At 38.7% G+C, this 25,433-nt stretch carries 19 protein-coding genes; all 19 read left to right on the top strand.

Going from position 1 to position 25,433, the window contains the following annotated elements:
- The 19 genes from neuB to RH061_RS21135 all read left to right on the top strand — a co-directional run bounded on the left by neuB (window position 1) and on the right by RH061_RS21135 (window position 25,365).
- Window positions 1-1,035 carry an N-acetylneuraminate synthase gene (neuB, locus tag RH061_RS21225; RefSeq protein ID WP_311072747.1) on the top strand — a complete coding sequence of 345 codons (1,035 nt, stop codon included), beginning with the start codon at window positions 1-3 and terminating at the stop codon, window positions 1,033-1,035.
- On the top strand, window positions 1,032-2,180 hold the full coding sequence (gene neuC / locus RH061_RS21220) for a UDP-N-acetylglucosamine 2-epimerase (RefSeq protein ID WP_311072746.1): 1,149 nt from the start codon (window positions 1,032-1,034) through the stop codon (window positions 2,178-2,180). The genes neuB and neuC overlap by 4 nt, the downstream gene beginning before the upstream one ends.
- Before the next feature lie 13 nt (window positions 2,181-2,193).
- Entirely contained in the window at window positions 2,194-2,817 is a 624-nt protein-coding gene (locus RH061_RS21215) for an acetyltransferase (RefSeq protein ID WP_311072745.1), read from the top strand.
- A 15-nt stretch (window positions 2,818-2,832) separates the two neighbouring features.
- Entirely contained in the window at window positions 2,833-3,984 is a 1,152-nt protein-coding gene (locus tag RH061_RS21210) for a DegT/DnrJ/EryC1/StrS family aminotransferase (protein WP_311072744.1), read from the top strand.
- Between the two features lie 123 nt (window positions 3,985-4,107).
- On the top strand, window positions 4,108-5,379 hold the full coding sequence (locus RH061_RS21205) for a lipopolysaccharide biosynthesis protein (RefSeq protein WP_311072743.1): 1,272 nt from the start codon (window positions 4,108-4,110) through the stop codon (window positions 5,377-5,379).
- 42 nt (window positions 5,380-5,421) lie between these two features.
- Window positions 5,422-6,891, top strand: coding sequence for a hypothetical protein (locus RH061_RS21200; protein ID WP_311072742.1), 1,470 nt, complete (start codon window positions 5,422-5,424; stop codon window positions 6,889-6,891).
- A gap of 12 nt (window positions 6,892-6,903) precedes the next feature.
- The gene (locus tag RH061_RS21195; protein ID WP_311072741.1) at window positions 6,904-8,184 is read left to right on the top strand and encodes a glycosyltransferase; all 1,281 of its coding nucleotides are present in this window, start codon (window positions 6,904-6,906) and stop codon (window positions 8,182-8,184) included.
- A gap of 22 nt (window positions 8,185-8,206) precedes the next feature.
- Window positions 8,207-9,622 (top strand): O-antigen ligase family protein, encoded by a 1,416-nt coding sequence (locus RH061_RS21190; RefSeq protein WP_311072740.1) that lies wholly within the window; start codon window positions 8,207-8,209, stop codon window positions 9,620-9,622.
- Window positions 9,623-9,627: 5 nt separating this feature from the next.
- A complete protein-coding gene (locus RH061_RS21185) occupies window positions 9,628-10,842 on the top strand; it encodes a glycosyltransferase (RefSeq protein ID WP_311072739.1) in 1,215 nt (404 codons plus the stop codon).
- A complete protein-coding gene (locus RH061_RS21180; protein WP_311072738.1) occupies window positions 10,839-11,534 on the top strand; it encodes a GumC domain-containing protein in 696 nt (231 codons plus the stop codon). The genes RH061_RS21185 and RH061_RS21180 overlap by 4 nt, the downstream gene beginning before the upstream one ends.
- Window positions 11,535-11,556: 22 nt before the next feature.
- Window positions 11,557-12,729 carry a glycosyltransferase gene (locus tag RH061_RS21175; protein ID WP_311072737.1) on the top strand — a complete coding sequence of 391 codons (1,173 nt, stop codon included), beginning with the start codon at window positions 11,557-11,559 and terminating at the stop codon, window positions 12,727-12,729.
- A gap of 191 nt (window positions 12,730-12,920) precedes the next feature.
- Window positions 12,921-15,983: a SpoIID/LytB domain-containing protein gene (locus RH061_RS21170; RefSeq protein WP_311072736.1), complete on the top strand. Its 3,063-nt coding sequence runs from the start codon at window positions 12,921-12,923 to the stop codon at window positions 15,981-15,983.
- 65 nt (window positions 15,984-16,048) lie between these two features.
- On the top strand, window positions 16,049-18,829 hold the full coding sequence (locus tag RH061_RS21165; protein ID WP_311072735.1) for a triple tyrosine motif-containing protein: 2,781 nt from the start codon (window positions 16,049-16,051) through the stop codon (window positions 18,827-18,829).
- 333 nt (window positions 18,830-19,162) lie between these two features.
- Window positions 19,163-19,693 (top strand): DUF6431 domain-containing protein, encoded by a 531-nt coding sequence (locus RH061_RS21160; RefSeq protein ID WP_311070903.1) that lies wholly within the window; start codon window positions 19,163-19,165, stop codon window positions 19,691-19,693.
- Window positions 19,694-19,737: 44 nt separating this feature from the next.
- Window positions 19,738-21,093, top strand: coding sequence for a DDE-type integrase/transposase/recombinase (locus RH061_RS21155; RefSeq protein WP_311070902.1), 1,356 nt, complete (start codon window positions 19,738-19,740; stop codon window positions 21,091-21,093).
- Entirely contained in the window at window positions 21,086-21,886 is an 801-nt protein-coding gene (locus tag RH061_RS21150) for an ExeA family protein (protein ID WP_311070901.1), read from the top strand. Before RH061_RS21155 ends, RH061_RS21150 begins: the two co-directional genes overlap by 8 nt.
- A complete protein-coding gene (locus RH061_RS21145; RefSeq protein ID WP_311070899.1) occupies window positions 21,883-22,119 on the top strand; it encodes a DUF5348 domain-containing protein in 237 nt (78 codons plus the stop codon). The genes RH061_RS21150 and RH061_RS21145 overlap by 4 nt, the downstream gene beginning before the upstream one ends.
- A gap of 471 nt (window positions 22,120-22,590) precedes the next feature.
- On the top strand, window positions 22,591-23,655 hold the full coding sequence (locus tag RH061_RS21140) for a glycosyltransferase family 4 protein (protein ID WP_311072734.1): 1,065 nt from the start codon (window positions 22,591-22,593) through the stop codon (window positions 23,653-23,655).
- 384 nt (window positions 23,656-24,039) lie between these two features.
- Window positions 24,040-25,365 (top strand): nucleotide sugar dehydrogenase, encoded by a 1,326-nt coding sequence (locus RH061_RS21135; RefSeq protein WP_311072733.1) that lies wholly within the window; start codon window positions 24,040-24,042, stop codon window positions 25,363-25,365.
- Window positions 25,366-25,433: the final 68 nt, after the last annotated feature.

The following is a 25,433-nucleotide window of genomic DNA, read 5'->3' as shown; positions in this document are numbered from 1 at the left end:
ATGTTTAAGATAGGCAGCAAAATCATCAACGCATCTTCTCCTACCTATATTATTGCTGAAGTAGGGGTTAACCATAATGGTGACGTTCAAATGGCCAAAAAGCTAATTGATGTTGCCGCAGATTCGGGAGCCGATGCTGTTAAGTTCCAGACCTTTAAAAGCGAGAAACTGGTGTCGAAAAATGCTGTTAAAGCAGAATACCAGGTTGAAAACACACAAAGCCAAGAGTCTCAGTTGGAAATGCTGAAAAAGCTCGAGCTTCGTTTTGAGGATTTCCGAGAGTTGAAAGAATACTGCGATGGAAAAGGCATTGAATTTCTTTCCACACCTTTTGATGACGAAAGTGCGGCATTTTTAAATGAAATTGGTGTGCATGCATATAAAATCGGTTCGGGAGATTTAACGAATCTGCCTTTCCTTAAAAAGCTTAGCCAATATAATGTCCCGATTCTTTTGTCTACCGGAATGGCAAACCTGGGTGAAATCGAGGATGCACTTGATGTTTTGAAAGAAAATGAGGTTTGTATCCTGCATTGCACTTCGAATTATCCCGCTCCTTATCATGAAGTGAATCTAAATGCAATAAGGACTATTCAAAATGCGTTCGGCAGAATTGTGGGATATTCTGACCATACTGAAGGAAACACAATTTCTTTTGCCGCAGTAGCACTTGGTGCCAAGGTCGTCGAAAAGCATTTCACCCTGGATCGCGACCTCCCTGGTCCAGATCACAAAGCATCCATCATTCCGCAAGAGTTAAAAGAATTGGTGGACGGAATCAGGAATATTGAAGCCTCCATGGGCGACGGTATTAAAAGGTGTATGCCGTCTGAAATCAATACAAAGGAAGTTGCGCGGAAAAGTTTAGTAGCTGCTAAAGATTTGGTTGAAGGGGACGTAATTTCCGAAAACGATATTGTGACTAAGAGGCCAGGCACGGGAATCGAGCCTAAATATCTGCCACTGTTAATCGGAAAGAAAATAAATAGAAATCTATCGGCCGATCAAACACTGACCTGGGAAGATTTGATATGAAAAGAAAAGTATGTGTAGTTACCGGAACAAGAGCTGACTATGGCATATATCTGCCAATACTAAATAAGATTGTGACCCACCCGGCATTGGAGCTGCAATTGCTTGCCACAGGAATGCACTTGTCTCCTTTTTATGGAGAAACTATAAAAGAAATCGAAAAAGACCAGTTTCCCATTTCCGCTAAAGTAGATATCCTTTTGCAAAATGATAATGAAGGAGCTATGGCAAGGTCTATAGGAATCGGAATAATGGGCATGACACAGGCATTTGAAGACTTAAAACCTGATATCGTCTTAGTATTGGGCGATAGAGGGGAAATGCTGGCTGCTTCTATAGCTGCTTCACACTTGAATATTGTTGTAGCGCATATCCATGGTGGAGAAGTTTCTGGCTCTATCGATGAATCTGTTCGTCATGCTATAACCAAGCTATCTCATATTCATTTTCCGTCAACCTTAAACAGCGCTGAACGGATCAAGCGTATGGGAGAAGATAGCTGGAGAGTTTTTCAGGTGGGTGCACCGAGGATTGACACAATCAAGAGTGTAGAATTGCCGACAATCGATCAGGTCTTTGCCAAATATGAAATCCCATTTGAACAAAAGTCCTATTCAATGTTTGTTTTTCACCCTGTATCAACTGAACTTACCGGTGTTCAATCGCAGATAGAAGAATGTATGGAAGCATTGAAGGAATTAAATGAGAAATTCATCGTTATAATGCCGAACTCCGACGCAGGAAATCAGGAAATCACAAATGCTTATAAAAAATATTCCAGAGATCCAAGATTCGTGTTCATAGATAATTTTAGTCCTCTGGATTATCTATCTGTTTTAAAGAATGCAAACTCTTTAGTTGGAAATTCCTCCTCGGGAATTATTGAAGCGGCTTCTTTTCAAATTCCGGTCATGAACATAGGAGATCGCCAGCGAGGACGTGAACAATCCGCTAATGTAATAAATGTATCAGCTGATAAAGAGCAGATTGTCAAAGCTTTTAAAGAAATTACATCTGAAAGCTTCAAATCATCCTTGAATGGCGTTGAGAACATATATGGAGATGGCAGAACGAGTGAACGGATTATTAAGGTTCTAGCTGATTTAGAGTTGAACCAGAAGCTTTTAGAAAAAATTATCTCCTATTAAGGGGTGATGGAAGGTGTATATTCTAATTGGAGCTGGAGGACACAGTAAAGTTGTCCTTGATATATTGCTTTCATCCCACCAGAAAATATTTGGTTTTTTGGACGATAATCGCATGGGGAATTTCGCTTCTTATCCAGTCTTAGGGAGAATAGATGAAATAGACAAGATTATTCAAGAGTTTGTTAATCCTAAGTTTATCGTCACCATTGGAGATAACCATGCAAGAAAACGGATTGTGAAGGGTTTGGAGAGCTTGAACATTAATTTTGGTCAGGCTATCCATCCTTCGGCCATAATAGGATCAAATGTAAGTCTCGGTTCTGGGACTGTGGTTATGGCTAATACGGTTATAAATCATTCAGCTGAAATTGGAAATCATGTTATTATCAATACCGGATCCACAATTGACCATGATTGTGTAGTCGGAAATTATTCACATGTATCGCCTGGCGCGAACTTGGCTGGAAATGTGGCATTATCTGAATTGGTTCATTTTGGAATCGCTGCCTGCGCTATCCAGGGGATAAAAGTGGGCAGAAATTCCATTGTTGGAGCAGGCAGTGTTGTCATCCGTAATTTACCTGCAAAAACTGTCTCAGTGGGGAATCCGGCAAGACCTATAAAAACTTTAAATTAAAGAAGGTAGAATGTAATGGAAAAACGAATATTCCTGTCACCTCCACATATGAGTGGGAAAGAACAACTATATATCCATGAGGCTTTCGAAACAAATTGGATTGCGCCACTAGGACCTAACGTAGATGCATTTGAAAAAGATATTATTGCATATACAGGATCAAAGGGTGCACTAGCTCTAAGTTCAGGTACAGCTGCTATTCATCTTGCGCTTAGACTCCTTGGCATCACTAAAGGAGATCGCGTATTTTGTTCCAGCCTTACATTTATCGCAAGTGCCAATCCGGTCCTATATGAAGGAGCAGATTTAGTTTTTATCGATTCTGAACCAAGGACGTGGAACATGTCTCCTGTTGCCCTGGAAAAAGCTTTGCTGGCAGCAGAAGAAGAAGGCAAATTGCCAAAAGCGGTTATTGTTGTAAATTTATATGGACAAAGTGCTGATATGGACCCAATATCGAAATTATGCCAGAAATACGATGTTCCTTTAATAGAGGATGCGGCTGAATCACTTGGAGCGAAGTATAAAGGACAATCCAGCGGTACATTTGGTAATTATGGAATATTCTCTTTTAATGGTAATAAGATCATTACTACTTCTGGCGGAGGCATGCTTGTATCAGATGATCTAGAAGGATTGGGACAAGCAAGGTTCCTTGCTACCCAGGCTCGTGACAATGCGCTTCATTACCAGCATAGCCAAATGGGATTTAACTATCGCATGAGTAATATATTAGCTGGGGTAGGGAGAGCACAGCTCGAAGCTTTGGATGAAAGAGTTAAAACTAGAAGGGCAATTTTCGAATATTACAAAGCTGAACTTTCTCACTTTGATGGAATTGACTTTATGGAAGAGCCTGAAGGATACTATTCAACCAGATGGTTATCTGTATTGACCATTGATCCGCAACTTTATAATATTACTCCACATCAAATTGTAGAAAAATTAAACACAAAAAATATAGAAACCCGTCCGGTATGGAAGCCGCTTCATATGCAGCCGTTATTTGAAGGTTTACCATTTTACAAAGAAAACGATGATTTCGACTTTTCAAAGCATGTTTTTGAGCGTGGCCTATGTCTGCCTTCGGGTTCAAGCCTGACAAAAACCGAGCAGGATTATGTTATTGAGGCTTTGAGTGACCTATTAATAAAACATAAAAATTAACATTTTCCAATTGTATTATATTTATTTTTGTCAATAAATGTCGTATTATTGTCATGAGAAACTTAGGATATTTGCAATCCTAAGTTTTTGTCTTTTAGTCTTTAGAGATAAGAGGAATTACTTATGAGTCTTTTAAAAAAGCTTTCCGGATCCGTCCTTTTAAAAGCTTCTTTCATTTACACGGGTACCAGAGTCATTAATTCGGCAATCCCTTTTTTAATGATGCCCATATTAACTAGATATCTGACACCGGTGGATTATGGAATCGTCACCATGTTTCAAGTGCTGGTAGGCATCATAGGTCCATTTACAGGCCTGAGTATCAATGGGGCGATCAACAGACAATATTATGAAAGAGATAAAATAAATTTCCCTAAATATGTTGCAAACTCATTTTATTTATTGCTGCTAAGTACTTTTATTGTAGGGTTATTCTTTGTGTTATTCGCTCCGCAGATATCTTCTCTCAGTGCTTTTCCAAAAGAATGGCTCTGGGCTGTGCTGTTAGTTTCATTTTGCCATTTTATTATTGCAGTTGTTCTTCTCCAATGGCAAGTTCAAGTAAAGCCTTTATATTTTGGGATATTCCAAATTACCAATACAATCCTAAATGTTTCGCTATCTTTATGGTTTGTTGTCCTTATGGGATTTGATTGGCAGGGCAGGATTCAAGGACAAGTAATAACCGCAGTCATATTTGCCTTGATTGCTTTTTATGTTCTATGGAAGAATGGCTGGCTTGCAAAGGGGTTAAGCAAGCGGTATATGATGCATGGGGTAAAGTTTGGCGTGCCATTGATCCCTCACTCTCTAGGATCCTTTCTGATTACGATGACAGACCGCTTTTTTATAACAAATATGGTAGGTATTGCGGAAACTGGACTTTACGCCGTCGGTTATCAGTTCGGGAATATAATAGGGATCATACAGGATTCCTTTAATAAAGCATGGGTTCCATGGCTTTATGAAAGGCTGAAAAAAGACGATGATAATGAAAAGATAAGAATTGTTAAGATCACTTATATCTATTTTGTTGGGATTCTTTTACTGGCTCTAGTGTTTTCTTTAATTGCGCCGTGGTTTCTATCTTTCTTTGTAGGAGATAAATTCACCGAATCGGGCAAGTATGTTTTTTGGATTGCTATTGGTTATGCATTTAATGGAATGTATAAAATGGTAACTAATTATATTTTTTACGCAGAAAAAACAAGTTACTTAGCATGGGTTACTTTCCTTACAGCCATGTTAAATGTGGTTTTCACATACCTGTTTATTAAAATGAATGGCCCAATCGGGGCTGCTCAGGGAACAGCTTTAGCATTTTTTATCTCCTTTGTTTTGACATGGTTATTATCTCAAAGGGTTTATAAGATGCCTTGGGGGCTTAAAAAGTGATTGTTTTTCTGGATGATTAAATAAAAAGGGTGTACTGCTATCATGAAACCTTCAATTTATATGGATATTATTAATGAGATTGAGAGACAATACCCAGTTGATGAATGGAGTGTCAATAATGTCCTTATTTGGCCGATAATAAGATTGGATTTGGCTATGAAGCTTCATAATAGTGGGGCCTCATCTGCAGCAGCCCCACAGAAAAAAGAAACAACCGTTAATCAAATGAAAAAGGTCCTTCAATCCTGGAATAGAGATTTCACTGGAAATAAATCCAGTCATGCTGATAATGTTGTTTTTTTAACGCATTCAATGATGAAAACTAAAGTATCCGGGGTTTGGTATGACCGTTTGGTTGATCCCATTGCCGAAAATCTTAATCAATTTGGTATTCATTCAAGGATATTGGAGTACACCCCTAATAATAATTTCAAGTCACCATCTTATCACAATAGCACAAATATCCAGGGATCCTTAGAATACCTGCGTTTTAAGGCTAAGTTTATTAATCTGATTAAAAATAATCAGGTCCTGGCAGAGAAATTTGATGAGGTAAATCTTTTTTTAGGAAAATATAATATCCGTCTTAAGCCGTTGGAATCATATGTGAAATATACTAACCTGATCATCATTCTGGCGGACTTTTTTAAAAAGGAATTAATCAAAAATAATGCGGCTATAGGTGTGTTAATATATTACTATGGCCCGGAGGGTATGGCCTTCAATTTGGCATGCAAACAAATAGCTCTCCCTTCCATTGAAATTCAACATGGGGTGCAAGGCCCGATGCATAGGGCGTATGGTCGGTGGTCTAAGGTGCCTGCCGATGGTTACTCACTATTGCCACAATATTTTTGGTGCTGGGACCAAGATAGCGCAGATGCAATTGAAAAATGGTCAAGTAAGTTGAATATCCATAAGGCCTTTGTTGGAGGTAATCCGTGGGTTGACTTATGGACTAAACAAGACAATGTACTTGCAAACCGCTTAAATCAAGGTCTGCCTGAAATCAATCCGGATAAAAGAGATAAAGTGATACTTGTAACGTTACAAACGGGACGGGAGTTTCCTTCTATAATTTTAGAAGCTATGAAAGACTCATCAGCATCTTGGTTATGGCTCATCAGGCTGCATCCTAATATGCTAGAGGATGAACCGAATATTAGGAAAAAACTAGGTAGTCTCCCTGCTGATGTTAAGTACGAGATTGATCTTTCAACTGAACTTCCATTACCCTATCTGCTAAAACAGATTGATGTCCATGTTACGGAGTGGTCTTCGACTGTTAAAGAAGCGAAAGAGTATAATAAAAAAAGCGTTGTTACACATGAAAATGGCGCTGAACTCTTCAAAGAGGAAATAGAAGAAAATGCAGCTGTCTATATGGAAAACGCGGCTGAGCTAATAAGCTTTATCGATAATGTTTGTGGATATGAGACTGGACCAGCTGGAATCAGTCAGCATGAAGAAGGTTATGATCTTGTTAAGCAGATAATAAAACAGCTGGATTAATTGAGGTGTAGCATGAAGAAATTGTTAATTTTCGCTAACCCTTTTCTGCCTTCAGCAGGAATTGGAACTAAGCGTATTTCTAAATTCGTAAAATATTTACCAGCAAACGGGTGGGAGCCTATTGTGGTGGCACCGAAAATTAAACAGGCCGATGAATTTGATCAGAACCAAGACTATACTATCCACCGGGTTCCTCTTATTGGGCCAGCCTTAGTATACGATTTAGCCAGAAAGTTATTCCCAAGAAAGCGTGGTACTGGAAAGGTATCATCTGCTAATAATAATTCACCAAAGCAAGGTTCACCAAGAAGTAAAGTGTTTAATGATTGGCTGTTTATTCCAGATCAATACATCTTATGGGGCATTTTTGCTGCATTCAAAGCTGCAAAATCGGTGAATAAAGATGAAGTAGAGGCATGTTTTGCTACGGGGCCAAGCTTTAGTTCCTTAATTGCAGGTACTTTGTATAGTAAGTTTACCGGAAAGAAATTATACCTTGATTTTCGTGATCCATGGATTGGCAATGAATTCATTCACCATAAGACAAAGCTGCATTATAAAATAAATGCAATGCTGGAAAAGTTTGTCGTTAAACAAGCTGAAAAAGTAATTTCTGTTGCCCCTGCCCTTCAGGAGCAATTTCAAAATAGGTATCCTCAATATGCTGAAAAATTCATTGTCATTAACAATGGTTACGATCCTGATGATATACCTGAAATAAATTCTTTCAATACAAATAAAGAAGAGTTTACCATTACTCATACAGGCACTTTTTATGGGGAGAAAAATCCCGGCACTTTTTTACAGGCATTACACTTGCTAAAAATAGAGAATCCAGACTTACTGCTTAAAGTTAAATTTGTCGGTGGATTTGATGATTCTTATAAAGAATATGTAGAAAACCATAACCTTGCAGAATGGGTTGAACATGTTGGTTTTGTACCTTATCTGGAAAGCATGCGGCATCAAGCTGAAAGTGATACTCTTTTATTAATACCAGGACCTGGTCTAGGTACAGTAACAGGAAAATTTTATGAGTATTTATCAATGAAAAAACCGATTCTTACTATAGGGTTGAAAAACTCTAATCTTGAGAGATTATTGGATTACACTGATTCAGGCATTGTGGCTGAAGCACATTCTCCGCAAGAAATTAAACAAGTCATTCTTGATTTGGTATCCAGAAGTAAAAGCTTCTCATTTGAGAATATTGAGCAGTTTAGATTTGATTTACTGGCTGAGCAGCTAATCAAGGTTATTGAAAATCAAAAAATCCAAGAGAGACAGGTTTAGGCAGGATAGAAGGGGGTAAAAAATGAAATTACTAGACAATGATAAACTTCCATACCAAATAATTTCTATCCTTTTTCTAACATTGATTAGTGTGGTCTTTTTAAAGTTCAACCTTATTAATTCCTATATTACTTTAACCGCTTTCGCTTCAGGTTATATTCTCTTACTGTTAGTATTCAGAAAATGGTCCGTTTATAATTTCGACTTGGAACGATCATTTTTGTTTCTTGCAATAGGTCTATCATTTTTGCAAGCTGCATTCTTATCAGTTAAAATTGGGTCTATTTCTATATTTCCATACAGACTACTATTTCTAATATTATTTTTATTGATTCTTGTGAGGCTTTTGAGAAATGAATTGAAGGTATATGCTCAAACTATTTCTGTAAACGGATATCTTCTTTTCTTGCTTGCCTGGCTTTTTTATTCTTTAATTTCTCTCTCATGGGTTAAATCGTTTAACAGTGGGGTTAGGTATTTATTCCTGCTAGGTATAGGAGTTTTTATGGTTTATTTCGTCGTACTTCTTTTTCAAAGGGAGGGCGACTATCTAAAATTCTTTTATCTATGGATTGGCATGTTAGTCATGCTAGTTGTTGTGGGGTTGTGGAATAATCTTACTCATCAGCATCTTAGCACATCTTTTATACTAAATGCGCCTCCACATAAAAAGCATATTCCAACTGCTGTGTTTTATAATCAAAATGATTATGCCAGTTATTTGGCGGTCAGTTCGTTTTTCCTTATAGCATTTATTAGATATATTAAAAGTTACCTAATGAAAATACTCGGTTTCATTATCCTTGCTTTAAGTCTGTACCTAATGTATGTAACTGAATCTAGGGCGAGTCTGCTCGCTGTTCTTCTGGCGGTTGCTGGAATGACTTTTGTCATTTTAAAACCTAAAATAAAAATCATATTAGGTATGGTATTGATTGGAGTTGTTACGCTATTTATTAGCACTCAATTGGATACAGCTACAGCATTTTTAAATAATGAAGAAACAACAGATAACTCAGTAAGTATTAGAACTAACCTAATTAAAAATGCACTTTACTTTACAAGTGAATCTTTTGGCTTTGGGGTAGGCAGTGGGAATGTTGAGTATTATATGAAAAATTATTTTATTTACCCTACTCAAAATGTATTGAATGTGCATAATTGGTATTTGGAAATCTTGGTCAACAATGGAGTTATAATCTTTATTGGATATATGCTTTTATATCTATCGATAATCATCAAGATCTTTCACCTTTATAAAAAAGCGGAAAATCCTGTTTCAAAGATGATCAGTGAGGCCTTATTAGGCGCACTGTTCGCTTTTGCTTTCGCAAGTATAAGTCCTAGCTCGGTTTCTAACTTAAACTATCATTGGATGCTCCTGGCGTTTTCGATTGGTTATATAAATTTGTCTAAGATCAATAGAAAAGGGAGCTAGTTGTAATGAAAATCCTTATTATTTCTCACCTATATCCGTCAGTAAAAAGAGAATACTATGGCACGTTTGTACACGAGCAGGTAAAAGAATTAAAGAAGCTGGATATTGAACTCAAAGTTGTCTCACCTGTTAAGTTGTCCCCCTTTCCATTAAATAGAATAAGCGAAAAGTGGAAAGGGTACGCAGAGATTCCTTTTAGTGATGTGTATGATTCTGTCCATGTAACCTATCCCAGGTATTTATCATTACCAAGGAACATTGCATTCGATAAATCAGGCTTATTGATGTACAAATCAATAAGAAAACAAATTCTTAAAATGCATCAACAAGAGAAGTTTGACATGATTCATGCTCATGTGGCACTTCCTGATGGCTTTGCGGCTTATCTGCTCTCAAAAGAAATCGGTATACCTTATGTTTTGACTGTTCATGGACAAGATTTACAAAAAACAGTCAAACTGAGCTCAGAATGTAAAAAACAAGTAGGATTTACACTTGAACATGCTAGCAAAGTTATATATGTTAGTTCTAAACTGAAAAAACTAGAATCTGAAATTTTTCCGGATGTTTTAGTCAATGAAGTAATCATTCCCAATGGAGTTAGTCAGAAATGGCTGAATGTCAAGAAAGATAAAGCGAGGTCCGACGCAAATTTTAATGGGAGTGGACCAAGGTTATTAAGTGTCTCTAATCTTTATTTTGAAAAAGGGATACAAGATAATATAGTAGCTGTTTCAAAGTTGGTTGCAGAATACCCTGATTTGCAATATATAGTTGTTGGTGACGGTCCAGAGAGGGAAAAACTTGAAGGAATGGCGAAAAAATTGGGAATTGAACGAAATGTGGTATTTAAAGGGGCGTTTAAGCCAAATCATGTAATAGAGATTATGAATGAGTGTGATGTTTTTTCGTTACCTAGTTTTAATGAGGCATTTGGTATAGTCTATATAGAAGCCATGGCATGTGCAAAACCGGTGATTGCATGCCGTGGAGAAGGACCGGAAGATTATATAACAAGTGGATTGAATGGGTTTTTAATGAAACCAAGAGATACTGAAGAACTCACAGAAATATTAAGACAACTATTTCTTAACCCAACCCAAAGATCGCAAGTAGCGGAAAATGCAAGAACGCTTATAGAGAATGAGTACAATTGGAACAGTGCGGCAAAAAAAATTAAAGATGTTTACTTAAATACTCTAAATAGGGTGGAAAAATGAGCATAATAAAAAATTTTTTAACAAGTGTTTTTATGAGATTTAAAAAATATTGGTTAATTTTTGTTATGGTACCTGTACTAACAGCAGCTATATCTTTTCTCACACCTAATTTTCAAGAAAAAGCACCATCAGAATATACTGCTTCTTCGGAGATATATTTAGGTAAGTTCGATTCCAAGGAATATAATGACCCTGCCTTAGCGATTGAATTAATGAGAAGCAGTAAGTTTTTAAATGGATTTTTAAAAGCAGGCAAGTATGACCTAGATAAAATCGAACTTCGAGAAGATTTAATCATAACAAAAACTTCCACAAACAGTATTAGGGTAGATGTGAAGCATGAAGACGAAAAAAGAGCACAACAAATTCTTGATGATATAATAAATCAGTTTTTGTTCAAAAGCGAACAAGCCTATGACGCAAAACTAACTTTGTTGAATGAAACTATCCAAGATCTTAATGGAATACCCAAAGATTCAGAAGCTATTGTTGATAAACAAAGGTTTTTGTTTGAATTGGAGACTAAGAAAAATACATGGACGCCACCTGCTCTTACTGATACCCCTGAAATAGTATCTGAAGAAATCGGAAATACAATCAGTCCTGTTAATAGATTGATTCTTGGGTTTCTTATAGGGCTAGTCGCAGCAATTTTATTACTTCTAACCCCTGAAATATTGAGAGAAAAATAATTTTACATAAGGTGGTAATAGTGTGTCTCAGGAAAAATATATACACGTGGTCGTAGCAACGGGATCTTGGGACCAGGATGATTTGCGGTATAGACGGCATCGATTCGCAGAATATTTGAGGCAAAAGGAAGAAACTGAGGAGGTAATCTGGGTTTGTCCAACACCCGTTCGTAATGACCAGCGTTTCAGAAAGTTACCAAATGGAATCATGGAATACCAAATCCCTGATATTTTACCTCCCAGAATTTTTCGATTTGGAAGATATCTAGATCCCTTTTATAAGAATAAATTGAACGAGTTGAAAATCTACTTGAACGAGCGAAACACATTTAAACATGTACTGTGGTTCACGTTCCCAGGCTTCCCGCTACTTGCTGAGTTAACAAAATGGAATAAAATTGTTTATGATTGCAGTGACCTTTGGGCAGCCCCAATAGGTGGAAAACAATCACTTGTCATGAAGTGGAGAGAAAAGAGCATTCATTCAGCCGAAAACAGAATTATTAATGAAAGTAATTCGATATTTTGCACGTCAGATTTTTTGCATGAGACTGTAAAGAAAAACCCTTTTTCTGCCGATAAAGATGTGCATGTATTGGAAAACGGTGTTGAATTTAATAATTTCAATGAAAGTCAAGTTACAGGTGATCATCGTCTTACTTCACTCCCTAAACCGGTTATTGGTTTTCTTGGGGGGATCAAACCGAAGCTTGATTTTGAACTGGTAAAAAAATTGGCAGTGACTTATCCTGATTGGAGTATTGTCTTCATAGGGCCGGATGGAACAAATGGCTCAGAGGAATTCAAGGAATTGTTAAAAGAGCAGAATATTCATTGGTTAGGCAAGGTTGATCCTGCAATTGTTCCGGAATACATGAAAGCCATTGATATCGGCATCCTTCCCTATAAGGAATCTATTTACAACCGTGCAGTTTTTCCGCTGAAATTGTTTGAGTTTCTTGCGGCGGGGAAACCTGTTGTTGGAATGAATTTACCTTCTACAATAAAATATCAAGAACCGGGCGTTTATATTTATTCAGACACAAACGATGATTTTATTTCTAGTCTGACAGATGTTGCTAGTGAGATTGGAAATCCTTTATTAATTGAGAAGAGAATAGAAGCAGCAAAAGAAAAAGATTGGAAAAATATATTTAATCAATTGTATTCCCGTGGGTTAGATAGCAAATTATAGGAAAAAAGTCCTGATTTTAAAGGAAATCAGGACTTTTTTTGCGTTTTTTATAAAAAATTACGGAATATTGCCGAAACATGACAAAGAGTGAACAATTACTTTACAATTAATTACCATTTTTTTAGTCCTGTACATAAATACTAGGTATGGGATAACATGGAATGGGTGGAAAATAAAAAGGAGGTAGAATTTTGAGGAAACATGTCGGCTGGGTAGTGTCTTTTTTTGCTTTAATATTAATACTATCTTCCCCAATAAGTACCAAGGCAAATTCACTGATTTCTGTTAACATTACACAAAATGGGTTATCTAGCAAAAATACTATAAATCTTACAATCTATGGAGATTATATAGTTAGTGCCGATCAACGGGAGTTATCAGGAAATTATCAGGTAAAGATTGTTAATGGTGATTTATATTTATATACCGATAACGGACATCTTATCAAAAATTATGGGTCAACATTTTCTATTTACCCAACTGTATATGGAACTAAACATTATTTATCTTTGAATGGTTATTCCTATTTAGGTGAGATGAGTTTTACAGAAAGTGGAGGAGTTATTAAGCCTCGTAATACTTTGACTATTGAGGACTATTTAAAGGGTGTTGTGCCAAAAGAAATGTCTGCCCTAAAGCCAATGGAAGCTTTGAAAGCTCAGGCAGTTGCTGCCAGAACTTATGTAACAGGATATCTAAATAATACAAACATCAATGATACGATATCCTATCAAGTATATGGCGGATATGCCTGGCATGAAAATTCTACTAAAGCAGTGGAAGATACAAAGGGCATAATCATTACACACAATGGTTCATCTATAAAACAGAATGCATTTTTCTATTCTTCCAATGGAGGAATGATGCTTACTAACCAAAATAGCTGGGGAACGAATGCGCTCGCATATTTCAATTTTGGCAAAGATGACTACGACTTAACAAGCAGTAATCCATATAAAGATTGGAATTACAATGTATACAAAAGCCAGATTGGCCTTGCTGGAAGAGACATGAAGAATCCAGCTGGGTGGTGGGATACTGTCACTGAAAAGGATCTGGCGTTTATGAATAAAGTTAAGTCTTTCTTACAAAGCTCGGACAGATATAAATATGGGGATGCCCCTTACGTTCCAAGTGAGTATGAAATGAAAATTACGACAGTGAAAGATATTAGCTTTACTACAAATTTAACGAGCAGAACCGAAGTATTGACGGGAGAATTGACTGTCCAATATATTTTAAAACGCCGGTCAAATAATACTTTCGTCATGGATGAAAATGGTAATCTTAAAATCCATGAATTAAGTTTTAGAGACCGTTCCTATGACATTAGAAGTCTTGTAGGATCATCAAAAATGAAAAGCCCTTATATAAAATCCGTTAACAAATCCAGAAGCGATTACTTTATTGTTAATGGTGGCGGCTTTGGCCATGGAATTGGAATGAGTCAATATGGGGCATATAAGATGGCTGAAACTAAATCTTATGCAGAAATACTTGCATATTATTTTCCAGGAACAAGGCTCTACTATGATTCTTCTTTAGTATACGTTCCGCCTGTAAAAATGCAGTCTGTAAGTCCTGATGTTTTGTCGCCTCAATCGATTAATAAAACTATTAATATTACTGCTACTGCAACAGGTGGAAGTGAATTGCTTTATAGTTTCCATATGTTCGATGGAAATGAATGGACTACTGTAAAAGAATATTCTGTAGACAATACATTTTCTTGGACTCCGACGAAGCCAGGGAACTATAAGTTCAGTGTCCATGTAAAAGATAGATTTTCATCAAAAACTTATGACTCCTATGGAACACTTGAATACTCGATCCAAGGGGAACCAGTCAAGTTGAATCATGTGACATTATCAAAGACAAGCCCACAAGATGTCGGAACAGCTGTGACTTTCACGGCTGATGCAAGCGGCGGTGTAAACAGGCTGTATAAGTTCTGGATTTTTGATGGTCAGGAATGGAAAGTTCTTTCTGAGTATAGCACAGACAACCAGGCAACCTGGACTCCGACTGAGGCAGGGGACTACAGGTTCAGTGTCCACGTGAAAGACAGCTTGTCTACGAATGAATATGACGATTATGCTGGTTTTGAGTTCACGGCAGTACAGCCTCCTGACATCACGAGCCTGAAGGCGGACAGGCCAAGTCCGCAGGCTGTAGGGAACACGGTTACCATTACAGCTAAGGGAGTCGGGGTACAGGAAGCCCTTTACCGTTTTTACCAATATGACGGAAAAGAATGGACAGTATTGAAGGATTACGGTCCGGAAAATACGATTCAATGGAGCCCTCGCGCCGGAGGGACTTACCGGATCAGTGTCCATATGAAGGATAGCCAGTCCACTAAAGACTATGACACATATAAATGGTTCGACTACAACTTCTATGTAGCGCCAGTCAAGGTGAGCAGCCTGCAGGCAAGCCTCCCAAGCCCGCAGCCGTCAGGAAAGACGATCACCCTGACAGCTAATGCGTCGGGCGGGACAGAGAAGCTGTATAAGTTCCATGCCTATGACGGGAAGGCCTGGAAGGTCTTACGCGATTATCAGGCAAGCAATCAGTATGCCTGGACGCCTATACCAGGAAATTACAAGCTGGTCGTTCACGTGAAAGATAAAAACTCAACAAAGGCATATGATGCATACACATCAGCGGATTACCAGGTGAGTGACAGCCCGGTACAGATGGAAGCTCTAAATACAAGCTATGCAAGTCCCCAGACAGCCGGTACACCAGTCCGTATTACAGCCCAGGCAATAGGGGGAACGGACAGGCGGTATGCCTTCCATGTATATGACGGATCGGCATGGACGGAGCTACAGAGCTATTCGAGTGATAACGAATATACCTGGATTCCTTCAAAACCTGGCTCATATAAATTCAGTGTCCATGTGAAAGACGCGAAGTCGACCAAACGATACGATGATTATGGAACCTTCGAGTACCAGGTGCTAGAAGGCGTCAAAATGGTGAGCGTGGAGACAGATAAAGCAAGTCCACAGGCTGCCAATACGACGATCAATGTCACCGCTACAGGAAAAGGTGGAACGGAAAGACTGTATGCTTTCCATGTATATGACGGCAAGGAATGGAAGTTGGTCCAGGGGTATTCAGCAAACAATCAATACAGCTGGAAACCAACTGCAGCCGGGAATTACAAGTTCAGCATCCATGTGAAGGACAAGAATTCCACTCGTACTTATGACGATTATGGTGTTTTGTTGTATGAGGTTAAATAGATTTAAAATATTTGAGCGGCGGACAATATAAGTCCGCTGCCCTTTTTCTACATAGGAGGTAGGGAATGATAAGCTATTCAACAAAACTAGCAAAAATCTTTCTAGTTACTGTCATAATAATTGCTAGTGTGCTGATGACTACAGGAGAGAAAACGTTAGCTTATGGACCAATTATAGTGCTCGATCCTGGACATGGGGGAGCAGATCCCGGGGCAGCATCAGGTAGTTATGCTGAAAAGAATCTTAATTTAAACTTAGCGAAAAAGATTAAAACGTATTTGGGATCATTCTCTAGCAACGTGTATTTGACTAGAAGTACTGATACTTATCTTTCACTGGCTGAAAGGGCCACTTTCGCAAACAATCTTGGTGCAGATATGTTTTTGAGCATTCACCATGATTCAAGTACTTCCAGTACCGCGAACGGTATAAGTGTCCATTATAGCAGCTATAGACCCAATATAGATAAAAGTGGAATCAATGTAAATTATAATTTTAAAAATTATCCTTATGTAAAAGAGAGCAATAATTATTTCTATTATAAGGATGGTACCGCAACTAAAAGTGTTAGTATTTATAGCTCTACTGCTTATGATTACACCCCTTCACTGCCGGCACAAAACAGCAAAAAACTTTCCTTAATGGTTGCAGATACTATGGCTGCGATGGGTTATAAGAGAATGTATACTTCAACAGGGAGTAAGGATCATAATTTATATGTTACTCGAAATACAAACATGACATCGATCTTGATTGAAAATGGTTTTATGTCAAATCCTACAGAACTGGCAAAAATCACGAATCCTAATGTGGTGGATGAAACCGCGAAAAGAATTGCTAATGCAGTGATTTCTTTCTATAGAGGATTACCTGCAGAATTGACATCTGTATCATTTGATAAAGCTAGTCCAGAGGCTGCAAATTCGACAATTAATCTTATGGCCAGCAGCAATAATAAAAGTGATTTATATAGGTTCTATCTATATGATGGGAAAGCGTGGAAAATGGTCCAGGATTATTCCACTAAAAGTTACTATCAATGGAGGCCAACATTACCTGGGAATTACCGTTTTAGTATCCATGTCAAAAACCCTTATTCAACAAAGGAATATGACGATTACAAGGGCTTGGACTATACTGTATATGCCCCAGTTAAGATGGAAAGTGTAACATCAGATCTTACTAGTCCACAAAATGTTGATAGTGCTATCAACTTAACTGCAAAAGCTACAGGTGGACTCGAACTTCTTTATCAATTCCATGTATATGACGGCGTTGAATGGAAAGCACTTACGAACTACTCAGCGAACAATACAGTTAAATGGGTTCCGGGAAATCCAGGAAACTATAAGTTCAGCGTTCATGTCAAAGATCGATATTCAAGTCAAAAGTATGACTCCTATGGAACATTTGAGTACACTATCCTCGGTGATCCAGTGCAGTTAAATTCGGTGACAACATCAGCTGTAAGCCCGCAAGATGTCGGAACACCTGTGACTTTCACGGCTGATGCAAGCGGCGGCGTAAACAGGCTGTATAAGTTCTGGATTTTTGATGGTCAGGAATGGAAAGTTCTTTCTGAATATAGCACAGATAACCAGGCAACCTGGACTCCGACTGAGGCAGGGGACTACAGGTTCAGTGTCCACGTGAAAGACAGCTTGTCTTCGAATGAATATGACGATTATGCTGGTTTTGAGTTCACGGCAGTACAGCCTCCTGACATCACGAGCCTGAAGGCGGACAGGCCAAGTCCGCAGGCTGTAGGGAACACGGTTACCATTACAGCTAAGGGAGTCGGGGTACAGGAAGCCCTTTACCGTTTTTACCAATATGACGGAAAAGAATGGACAGTATTGAAGGATTACGGTCCGGAAAATACGATTCAGTGGAGCCCTCGTGGAGAAGGGAATTACCGGATCAGTGTCCATATGAAGGATAGCCACTCCACTAAAGACTATGACACATACAAATGGTTCGACTACAACTTCTATGTAGCGCCAGTCAAGGTGAGCAGCCTGCAGGCAAGTCTTCCAAGCCCGCAGCCGTCAGGAAAGACGATCACCCTGACAGCTAATGCGTCGGGCGGGACAGAGAAGCTGTATAAATTCCACGCCTATGACGGGAAGACCTGGAAGGTCTTACGCGATTATCAGGCAAGCAATCAGTATGCCTGGACGCCTATACCAGGAAATTACAAGCTGGTCGTTCACGTGAAAGATAAAAACTCAACAAAGGCATATGATGCTTACACATCAGCGGATTACCAGGTGAGTGACAGCCCGGTACAGATGGAAGCTCTAAATACAAGCTATGCAAGTCCCCAGACAGCCGGTACACCAGTCCGTATTACAGCCCAGGCAATAGGGGGAACGGACAGGCGGTATGCCTTCCATGTATATGACGGATCGGCATGGACGGAATTACAGAGCTATTCTAGTGATAACGAGTATACCTGGATCCCTTCAAAACCAGGCTCATACAAGTTCAGTGTCCATGTGAAAGACGCCAAGTCGACCAAACGATATGATGATTATGGAACCTTCGAGTACCAGGTGGTAGAAGATGTGAAAATGGTGAGCGTGGAGACAGATAAAGCAAGTCCACAAGCTGCCAATACGACGATCAATGTCACCGCTACCGGAAAAGGCGGAACGGAAAGACTGTATGCTTTCCATGTATATGACGGCAAGGAATGGAAGCTGGTCCAGGGGTATTCAGCAAACAATCAATACAGCTGGAAACCTACTGCTGCCGGAAATTACAAGTTCAGCATCCATGTGAAGGACAAGAATTCTACTCGTACCTATGACGATTATGGTGCATTCGAGTATTCAATCGAATAACTTTAACAAGAAAAGGCTTGTGATAATAATTCACAAGCCTTTTCTTGTAAAAAGTGAACTTAAATAATTTAGTGGGAAGAGTAAGATAGCAATAAGTAGTTGAAAATGTTTATATTGCCAAGAATGTTTTTGACGCCATTAATTATCCGAAAGTTGACGGTATTGCCTGTCCAGAATTAGTCGATTATAATGTCCGTATATAATTCGAAACATTTCGACATTTATTCTGGAGAAAGGAAAAGACGTCCCCCATAAATGTATAACTGCGCCAACAGTTATACAGGAGACGTCCCACCAAAAAGTATATGGTTATTGTATCAGATTATCAGCTGATTGAAAACACTCATACTGGAGTTTTTAGTTAGGGGTGCGGGGAGGATTCCTTCCCCATGCTGTGGTAAAGACATGTTGGTTAGAGGTACAAAGAATCGAAAAGCCAAGGATCATACAGGTCAGAGTAAAACATATAACATCCGAAGATTGCAGTGCACCAATTGTCAGACCATCCATCATGAACTTCCAGATTTATTGATTCCTTATAAACGCTATGAGGCTGAATGTATCGAAGACGTTCTTACGAACCCGTCCGCCCATATTGTTGCTGCCGATGATTCCACTCTTTCGAGATGGCACGGCTGGTTTCATCAATTTGTGGATTATTGGATTGGCTGTTTGAATTCCATCATGATCAGGACCAACCAGGGAAATATCCCCCAGGATGTCACGTCCAAATGTTCAGGGACCGCACTTCAAAGGATAGGACGCTTGGCAGGAGATGCCAATGGATGGCTGACAAGAATTGTCCGGCCCATCGTAAATATTAATTTATGGATACATACCCGTTCCGCATTCATTGTCCAATAGCACCTGATTTACACTCGTGATAGACACAGAGAGGAGAGTGTATCATGAGTGATCATAAGAAATCAGAAGAATTGGCAGTGCATCGTTTTCAGCTAATATCCCCTTTATTAGCAGAGGGGCTTGACGCTGGGAAAGTAAAGGAATTAAGAGACCAGATAGCGAAGGCCAGCGGTCTTTCAGAAAGAACCATCAGGCGATATTTGGCTCAATTTCAGGAAGATGGGTTTGGGGGACTAAAGCCACAAGGAAGAAAAGGTGCTCGAAAGTCTGAGGCTATCCCTCCTCATTTATTGGAACAGGCAATCCTTCTGCGTAAGGAAGTGCCGAGCCGGAGCGTGGCTCAAATCATACAGATACTCGAATGGGAAGGGTTGGCTGAACCAGGGCAGATCAAAAGATCAACGCTCCAGGAAAAGCTCGCTGAAAAAGGTTACAGCACCCGGCATATGCGACTCTATTCCCAGACAGGAGTAGCTGCCAGAAGATTTCAGAAGCGACATCGCAACCAACTCTGGCAGTCAGATATCAAGTATGGTCCCTACTTGCCGATTGGTCCGAATGGAATAAAGAAACAAGTGTATCTTGTCGCCTTTATCGATGACGCCACCAGGTTTGTGCTTCACGCAGCTTTCTATCCTACCTTGGATTCAAGGATCATCGAGGATGCCTTCCGCCAGGCTATCCAGAAGTATGGTGTTCCAGAGGCTGTTTATTTTGATAATGGAAAGCAATATCGAACCAAATGGATGTCGCGTACCTGCTCAAAAATAGGCACCCGCCTTACTTACACACGGCCGTACTCAGCTGAATCAAAAGGGAAAATTGAACGCTTCAATAGAATCATAGATTCATTCATTAGTGAGGCTGTCATCGAAAAGCCCAATACACTTGATCGTCTGAATGAGCTTTTCCAAGTGTGGCTCACAGAGTGTTATCAGAATAAGCCTCATTCTGCACTTGGGGAGAAAATCAGCCCGGAAACGGCATTTCGTTCAGATAAAAAAGCGATTAGGTTCATCGATCCTGATACCTTGAGTAATGCATTCCTCCATTGTGAAACAAGGAAAGTCGATAAATCAGGATGCATAAGTTTCATGGATCAAAAATATGAGGTCGGCCTGGCTTTCATTGGACGACAGGTTGAGGTGGTTTATGATCCTGCGAATATCGAGGAGCTTACCATTGAGTTCGAGGATCATACTCCTTGGAAAGCCAAGAAACTTGTCATTGGGGAAAGAGCTGGGAAGCGTCCTGCATTACCTGAGCACCTGCAGGTGCAGGGTGTAGAATCTTCAAGACTATTAAAGGCAGCTGAACGAAAGAACCAGGAACGCCTAACCGAACAGAAACCTGCCGTGACCTTCCGTGCCGTTTGGAAGGAGGAAGATTCCCGTGTTTGAAGCATTCTATGAAATGGACAACACTCCTTTCGCCAGAGATCTTCCGACTGATCAATTGTATGATTCCTCCATGGTGCAAGAAATCCTTGGTAGGCTGAAGTACACAGCTGAAAGACAGCTTTTTGCCGTTCTGAGTGGGGATAGTGGTACTGGAAAGACCACAACCATCCGTAAGTTTGTGGACAAATTGGATAAAGGGAAATTCCATATCCTTTACCTGTCCGACTCTAAGTTAACGCCTCGTCATTTTTACAAAGGTCTTTTGGAACAGTTAGGCTCTGAAGCGAAGTTTTATCGAGGAGATGCAAAACGGCAGCTTCATCGTGAGATTGAATTAATGAAAGGCATACGAGGGCTACAACCTGTAGTGGTAGTGGATGAAGCTCATCTTCTGGACCGGGAAATGCTTGAAGAGGTTCGTTTCCTACTGAACTTCAAAATGGATTCGCAAAGCCCGATGGCGCTTATCCTGGTCGGTCAAAGTGAATTATGGGATCGGCTTCGACTCCAATCATACGCAGCCATACGCCAAAGAATCGATATCCAGTTTCAGCTAGGACATCTCGACCGTGCCCAGGTTGAAGAATATGTTTCTAGGCACCTTCGATATGCCGGTGTTGATCAACCAATATTCTCTGATGGAGCACTTGACGAGATTCATCGCTTCTCTGGTGGTGCCGCAAGGCTCATTAATAAGCTCTGTACACATAGTCTTCTCTATGGTTCACAAAATGGCCGAAGGATCATTGATGATCATATGATCAAGCAAGTCATCCAGGGGGAACTTTCATGAAAACCCGCTGGAAAGAGATGAATTATAATGAAGAATTGGATTGTTGGGTTGTGTTTTGGGGAGAGAACTCCGGCTATAAGATGCGATGTGGTGAATGGTTTGATTTACATCTAGGAAATGGTCGGACCCTTTCCTGCCGCCTGGAGCTGGGCAGAGATTGGTATATTCTTACCGGCCGAAATGACGTTAGATTCTATCTTAAGAAAAATGAGACCTATCAAGTTGATTTGTAAAAACTTTTGGGAAGCATGTGAACTGCTTCCCTTTCAATTTTGGACAGTAGTTCCGTCAGTTTTAGGACAATTAACATCGTCAAGTTCTGGACATTGTAGAACGTCATTAACACCAAGAAGACTAACAGTTGTGATCGATCAGGAAATTAGTCACAATAACTTATTTAATTTCTTTGTTCTAGGGATCTGAAAATTACAAAAAAATTGCAAACATATACATGAAACTAAACAAAGCAGCTTATCGTCAAATAAATTGTGTAAATATAAAATTCTATAAAAATATCAATAAGAATGACTGTATTATTGGAAATTAAAAATAAATGGTACATAATAATAAGTTATGTTAGAATGTCTAAGGGAGTATATTGTGAGATTAATATAATGTTCCTTTCCAGTATATAGTCAGTTTCAATTATCTTGTCTTGTGGAAAATAAAGAATATATGCATCACATAGAAAAGGAGAACATCTAATGGACGTTCTAAATTTAATAATTGCATTTGTTTCGTCATTTGTAACTGTCCTGTTGGTCACTCCGCTAGTCATAAAATTAGCCCATAAGATTGGTGCGACAGATAAACCAAATAAGCGGAAGGTACACGAAAATATTATGCCGCGTTTGGGCGGTTTAGCAATATTTGTTGGTGTTCTAGTCGGATTTTTTGTTTCCGGTTTATATAATGAAAAAATTACTGCAATATCCTTCGGGGCAATCCTAGTTGTTATTTTAGGTATTTTAGACGATATTTACCAACTCTCCGCAAAAGTGAAGTTTATTTCTCAAATCTTTATCGCAAGCATTGTAGTAAGTACCGGTTTGACGATTGAGTTCATTACAATCCCTTTTGTGGTCGAAAAATTCCAATTAGGGATTTGGGCTTATCCGATCACTGTCTTATGGATTGTTGGAATAACTAATGCAATAAACCTGATTGACGGATTAGATGGTCTTGCTGCGGGAATATCTTCTATTGGGATTATTACGGTTGCAATTATGGCAGGGTTAGCCGGTAAAGTTCTCATTTTAACTCTTGCATTAATCGTAGTTGCAAGTACAATCGCATTCTTATTCTACAACTTTTTCCCAGCGAAAATTTTCATGGGAGACACAGGAGCACTATTCCTGGGATACTGCATATCCATTTTGTCACTATTAGGGCTATATAAAAGTGTTACCTTATTCAGCTTTGTTATTCCAATCATTATATTAGGAGTTCCGATCTTTGATACAGCTTATGCTATAATCAGGAGACTTATCAATAAACAGCCTATTTCTGCACCTGATAAATCGCATTTGCATCACAGAATTATGGCCATAGGACTATCCCATAGGAATACAGTTTTGGTTATATATGGACTGGGGATTTTATTCAGTATTGCAGCCATAATATTAACCTCCGCTACTTTGTGGGTATCCCTAATAACGGTGTTTGGCTTACTGCTTGTTGTCCATTTAATTGCTGAAACAATCGGCATGGTTAGCGAAAGAAACAGACCGATTTTGAAATTTTATCGAAAAGTGTTTGGCAAACATTGATGGACTGACCGTTTATGATATAATTCATAAACGGTCTTTATATTATTCGCTAGAAATTATGGCATAATAAGATTGAATGGATAAGGAGCGAAAAATAGGTGAGAATTAGCTGCTTTAAATAATGTCATCTTGAAAAAAGGATGTAATTTTGAATAAAGAACGCACAATTAAAAGCAGTATGCTATGTAGTTCCTAAATAAATTTCTCCTGATAACGTAAAGCAAAGTGTTAGTGGAGAACAAGGTTCTACTGTAGTAGATGAAGTATTTTTAAGCAAATTACCATTGGGTTATTAATGACATGTTAAATTAATGAAAAATTAATGCCGAACTGTCACATGAGGATAATCCCACCTTTATATTCCAGAGAGGAAGTGTAATATTTATGTTAAACGAAACAGCCACGAAATTATTAAACAAAATTGAAACTAAGCAAGCGGTAGTTGGTGTAGTAGGGTTAGGGTATGTTGGTTTACCTCTTGCAGTCGAGAAAGCAAAAGCAGGCTATAAAGTAATTGGTTTTGATATACAGCAAAAACGGGTTGATATGGTAAATGAAGGTATTAATTATATTGGGGATGTTGTTGATGAAGAGTTGGCTTCTACTGTAGCTGGAGGACAATTCGTAGCAACAACAGATTACAGTAAGATAAGTGAAGTTGATGCGGTAGCAATCTGTGTACCTACACCATTGGATAATTATCAACAGCCTGATACATCTTATGTTGAAATGTCAGGTTCTGAAATTGCAAAATACCTCCATGAAGGTATGTTAATCGTTCTTGAAAGTACCACTTATCCTGGAACAACAGAAGAGATTCTTAAACCAATCTTAGAGAAAAGCGGATTTAAAGTGGGTCAAGAAATTTTCTTGAGTTACTCTCCTGAACGTGTTGATCCGGGTAATAAGGTTTATAATACCAAAAATACACCTAAAGTTGTCGGTGGTGTAACGCCAGCCTGTACAGAAATTGCAGGTGTATTATATAAGAATGTTTTAGAAGGGGATATCCATAAAGTATCAAGTCCAGCTGTGGCTGAGATGGAAAAAATATTAGAAAACACTTTTAGGCATATAAATATTGCTCTTGCTAATGAAATGGCCATTTTATGTGACAAAATGGGGATTGATGTGTGGGAAGTGATCGATGCAGCTGCGACTAAACCATATGGATTCATGCCATTCTATCCAGGTCCAGGTTTGGGTGGACATTGCATTCCAATTGATCCATTCTATCTAACGTGGAAGGCGAGAGAATACAATTACCACACAAGACTAATTGAGCTGGCTGGAGAAATCAATAACTCAATGCCTGAATTTGTGGTTAACCGTTGTATGTATCTCTTGAATAACGAGGGAAAAGCTCTTAAAAATTCAAAAGTACTTGTTCTTGGTGTGGCATATAAGAAAGATATAGATGATGTAAGAGAATCCCCGGCCTTGATTGTTCTGGATCTATTAGAAAAAGCAGGAGCGAATTATACAGTTGTCGATTCGTTTGTGAAGCAATTTAAAATGTGTGGGGAAATAGTAGAACCGAAAAAGAGTTTTACTTCTCAAGATCTTGAAGAGGCAGATATAGTACTTATTACCACAAACCATACTGATTTTGATTATGAATTACTGGCAAAAAGTGATGCATTGATATTTGATACTCGAAACTCTTTCAAAGCAACTTCTCAATTGCCTAAGAATTATTATAAATTATAAGTTTTAATAACAATAAAGATGCAGTGAATTGACTTTTTTCAAAACTCACTGTATCTTTTTCTTTTTTC

The sequence above is a fragment of the Mesobacillus jeotgali genome (assembly GCF_031759225.1).
GTDB classification, from domain to species: domain Bacteria; phylum Bacillota; class Bacilli; order Bacillales; family Cytobacillaceae; genus Mesobacillus; species Mesobacillus jeotgali_B.
The sequence above is the reverse complement of the archived record's forward strand: the minus strand, read 5'-3'. Positions and strand labels throughout refer to the sequence as shown.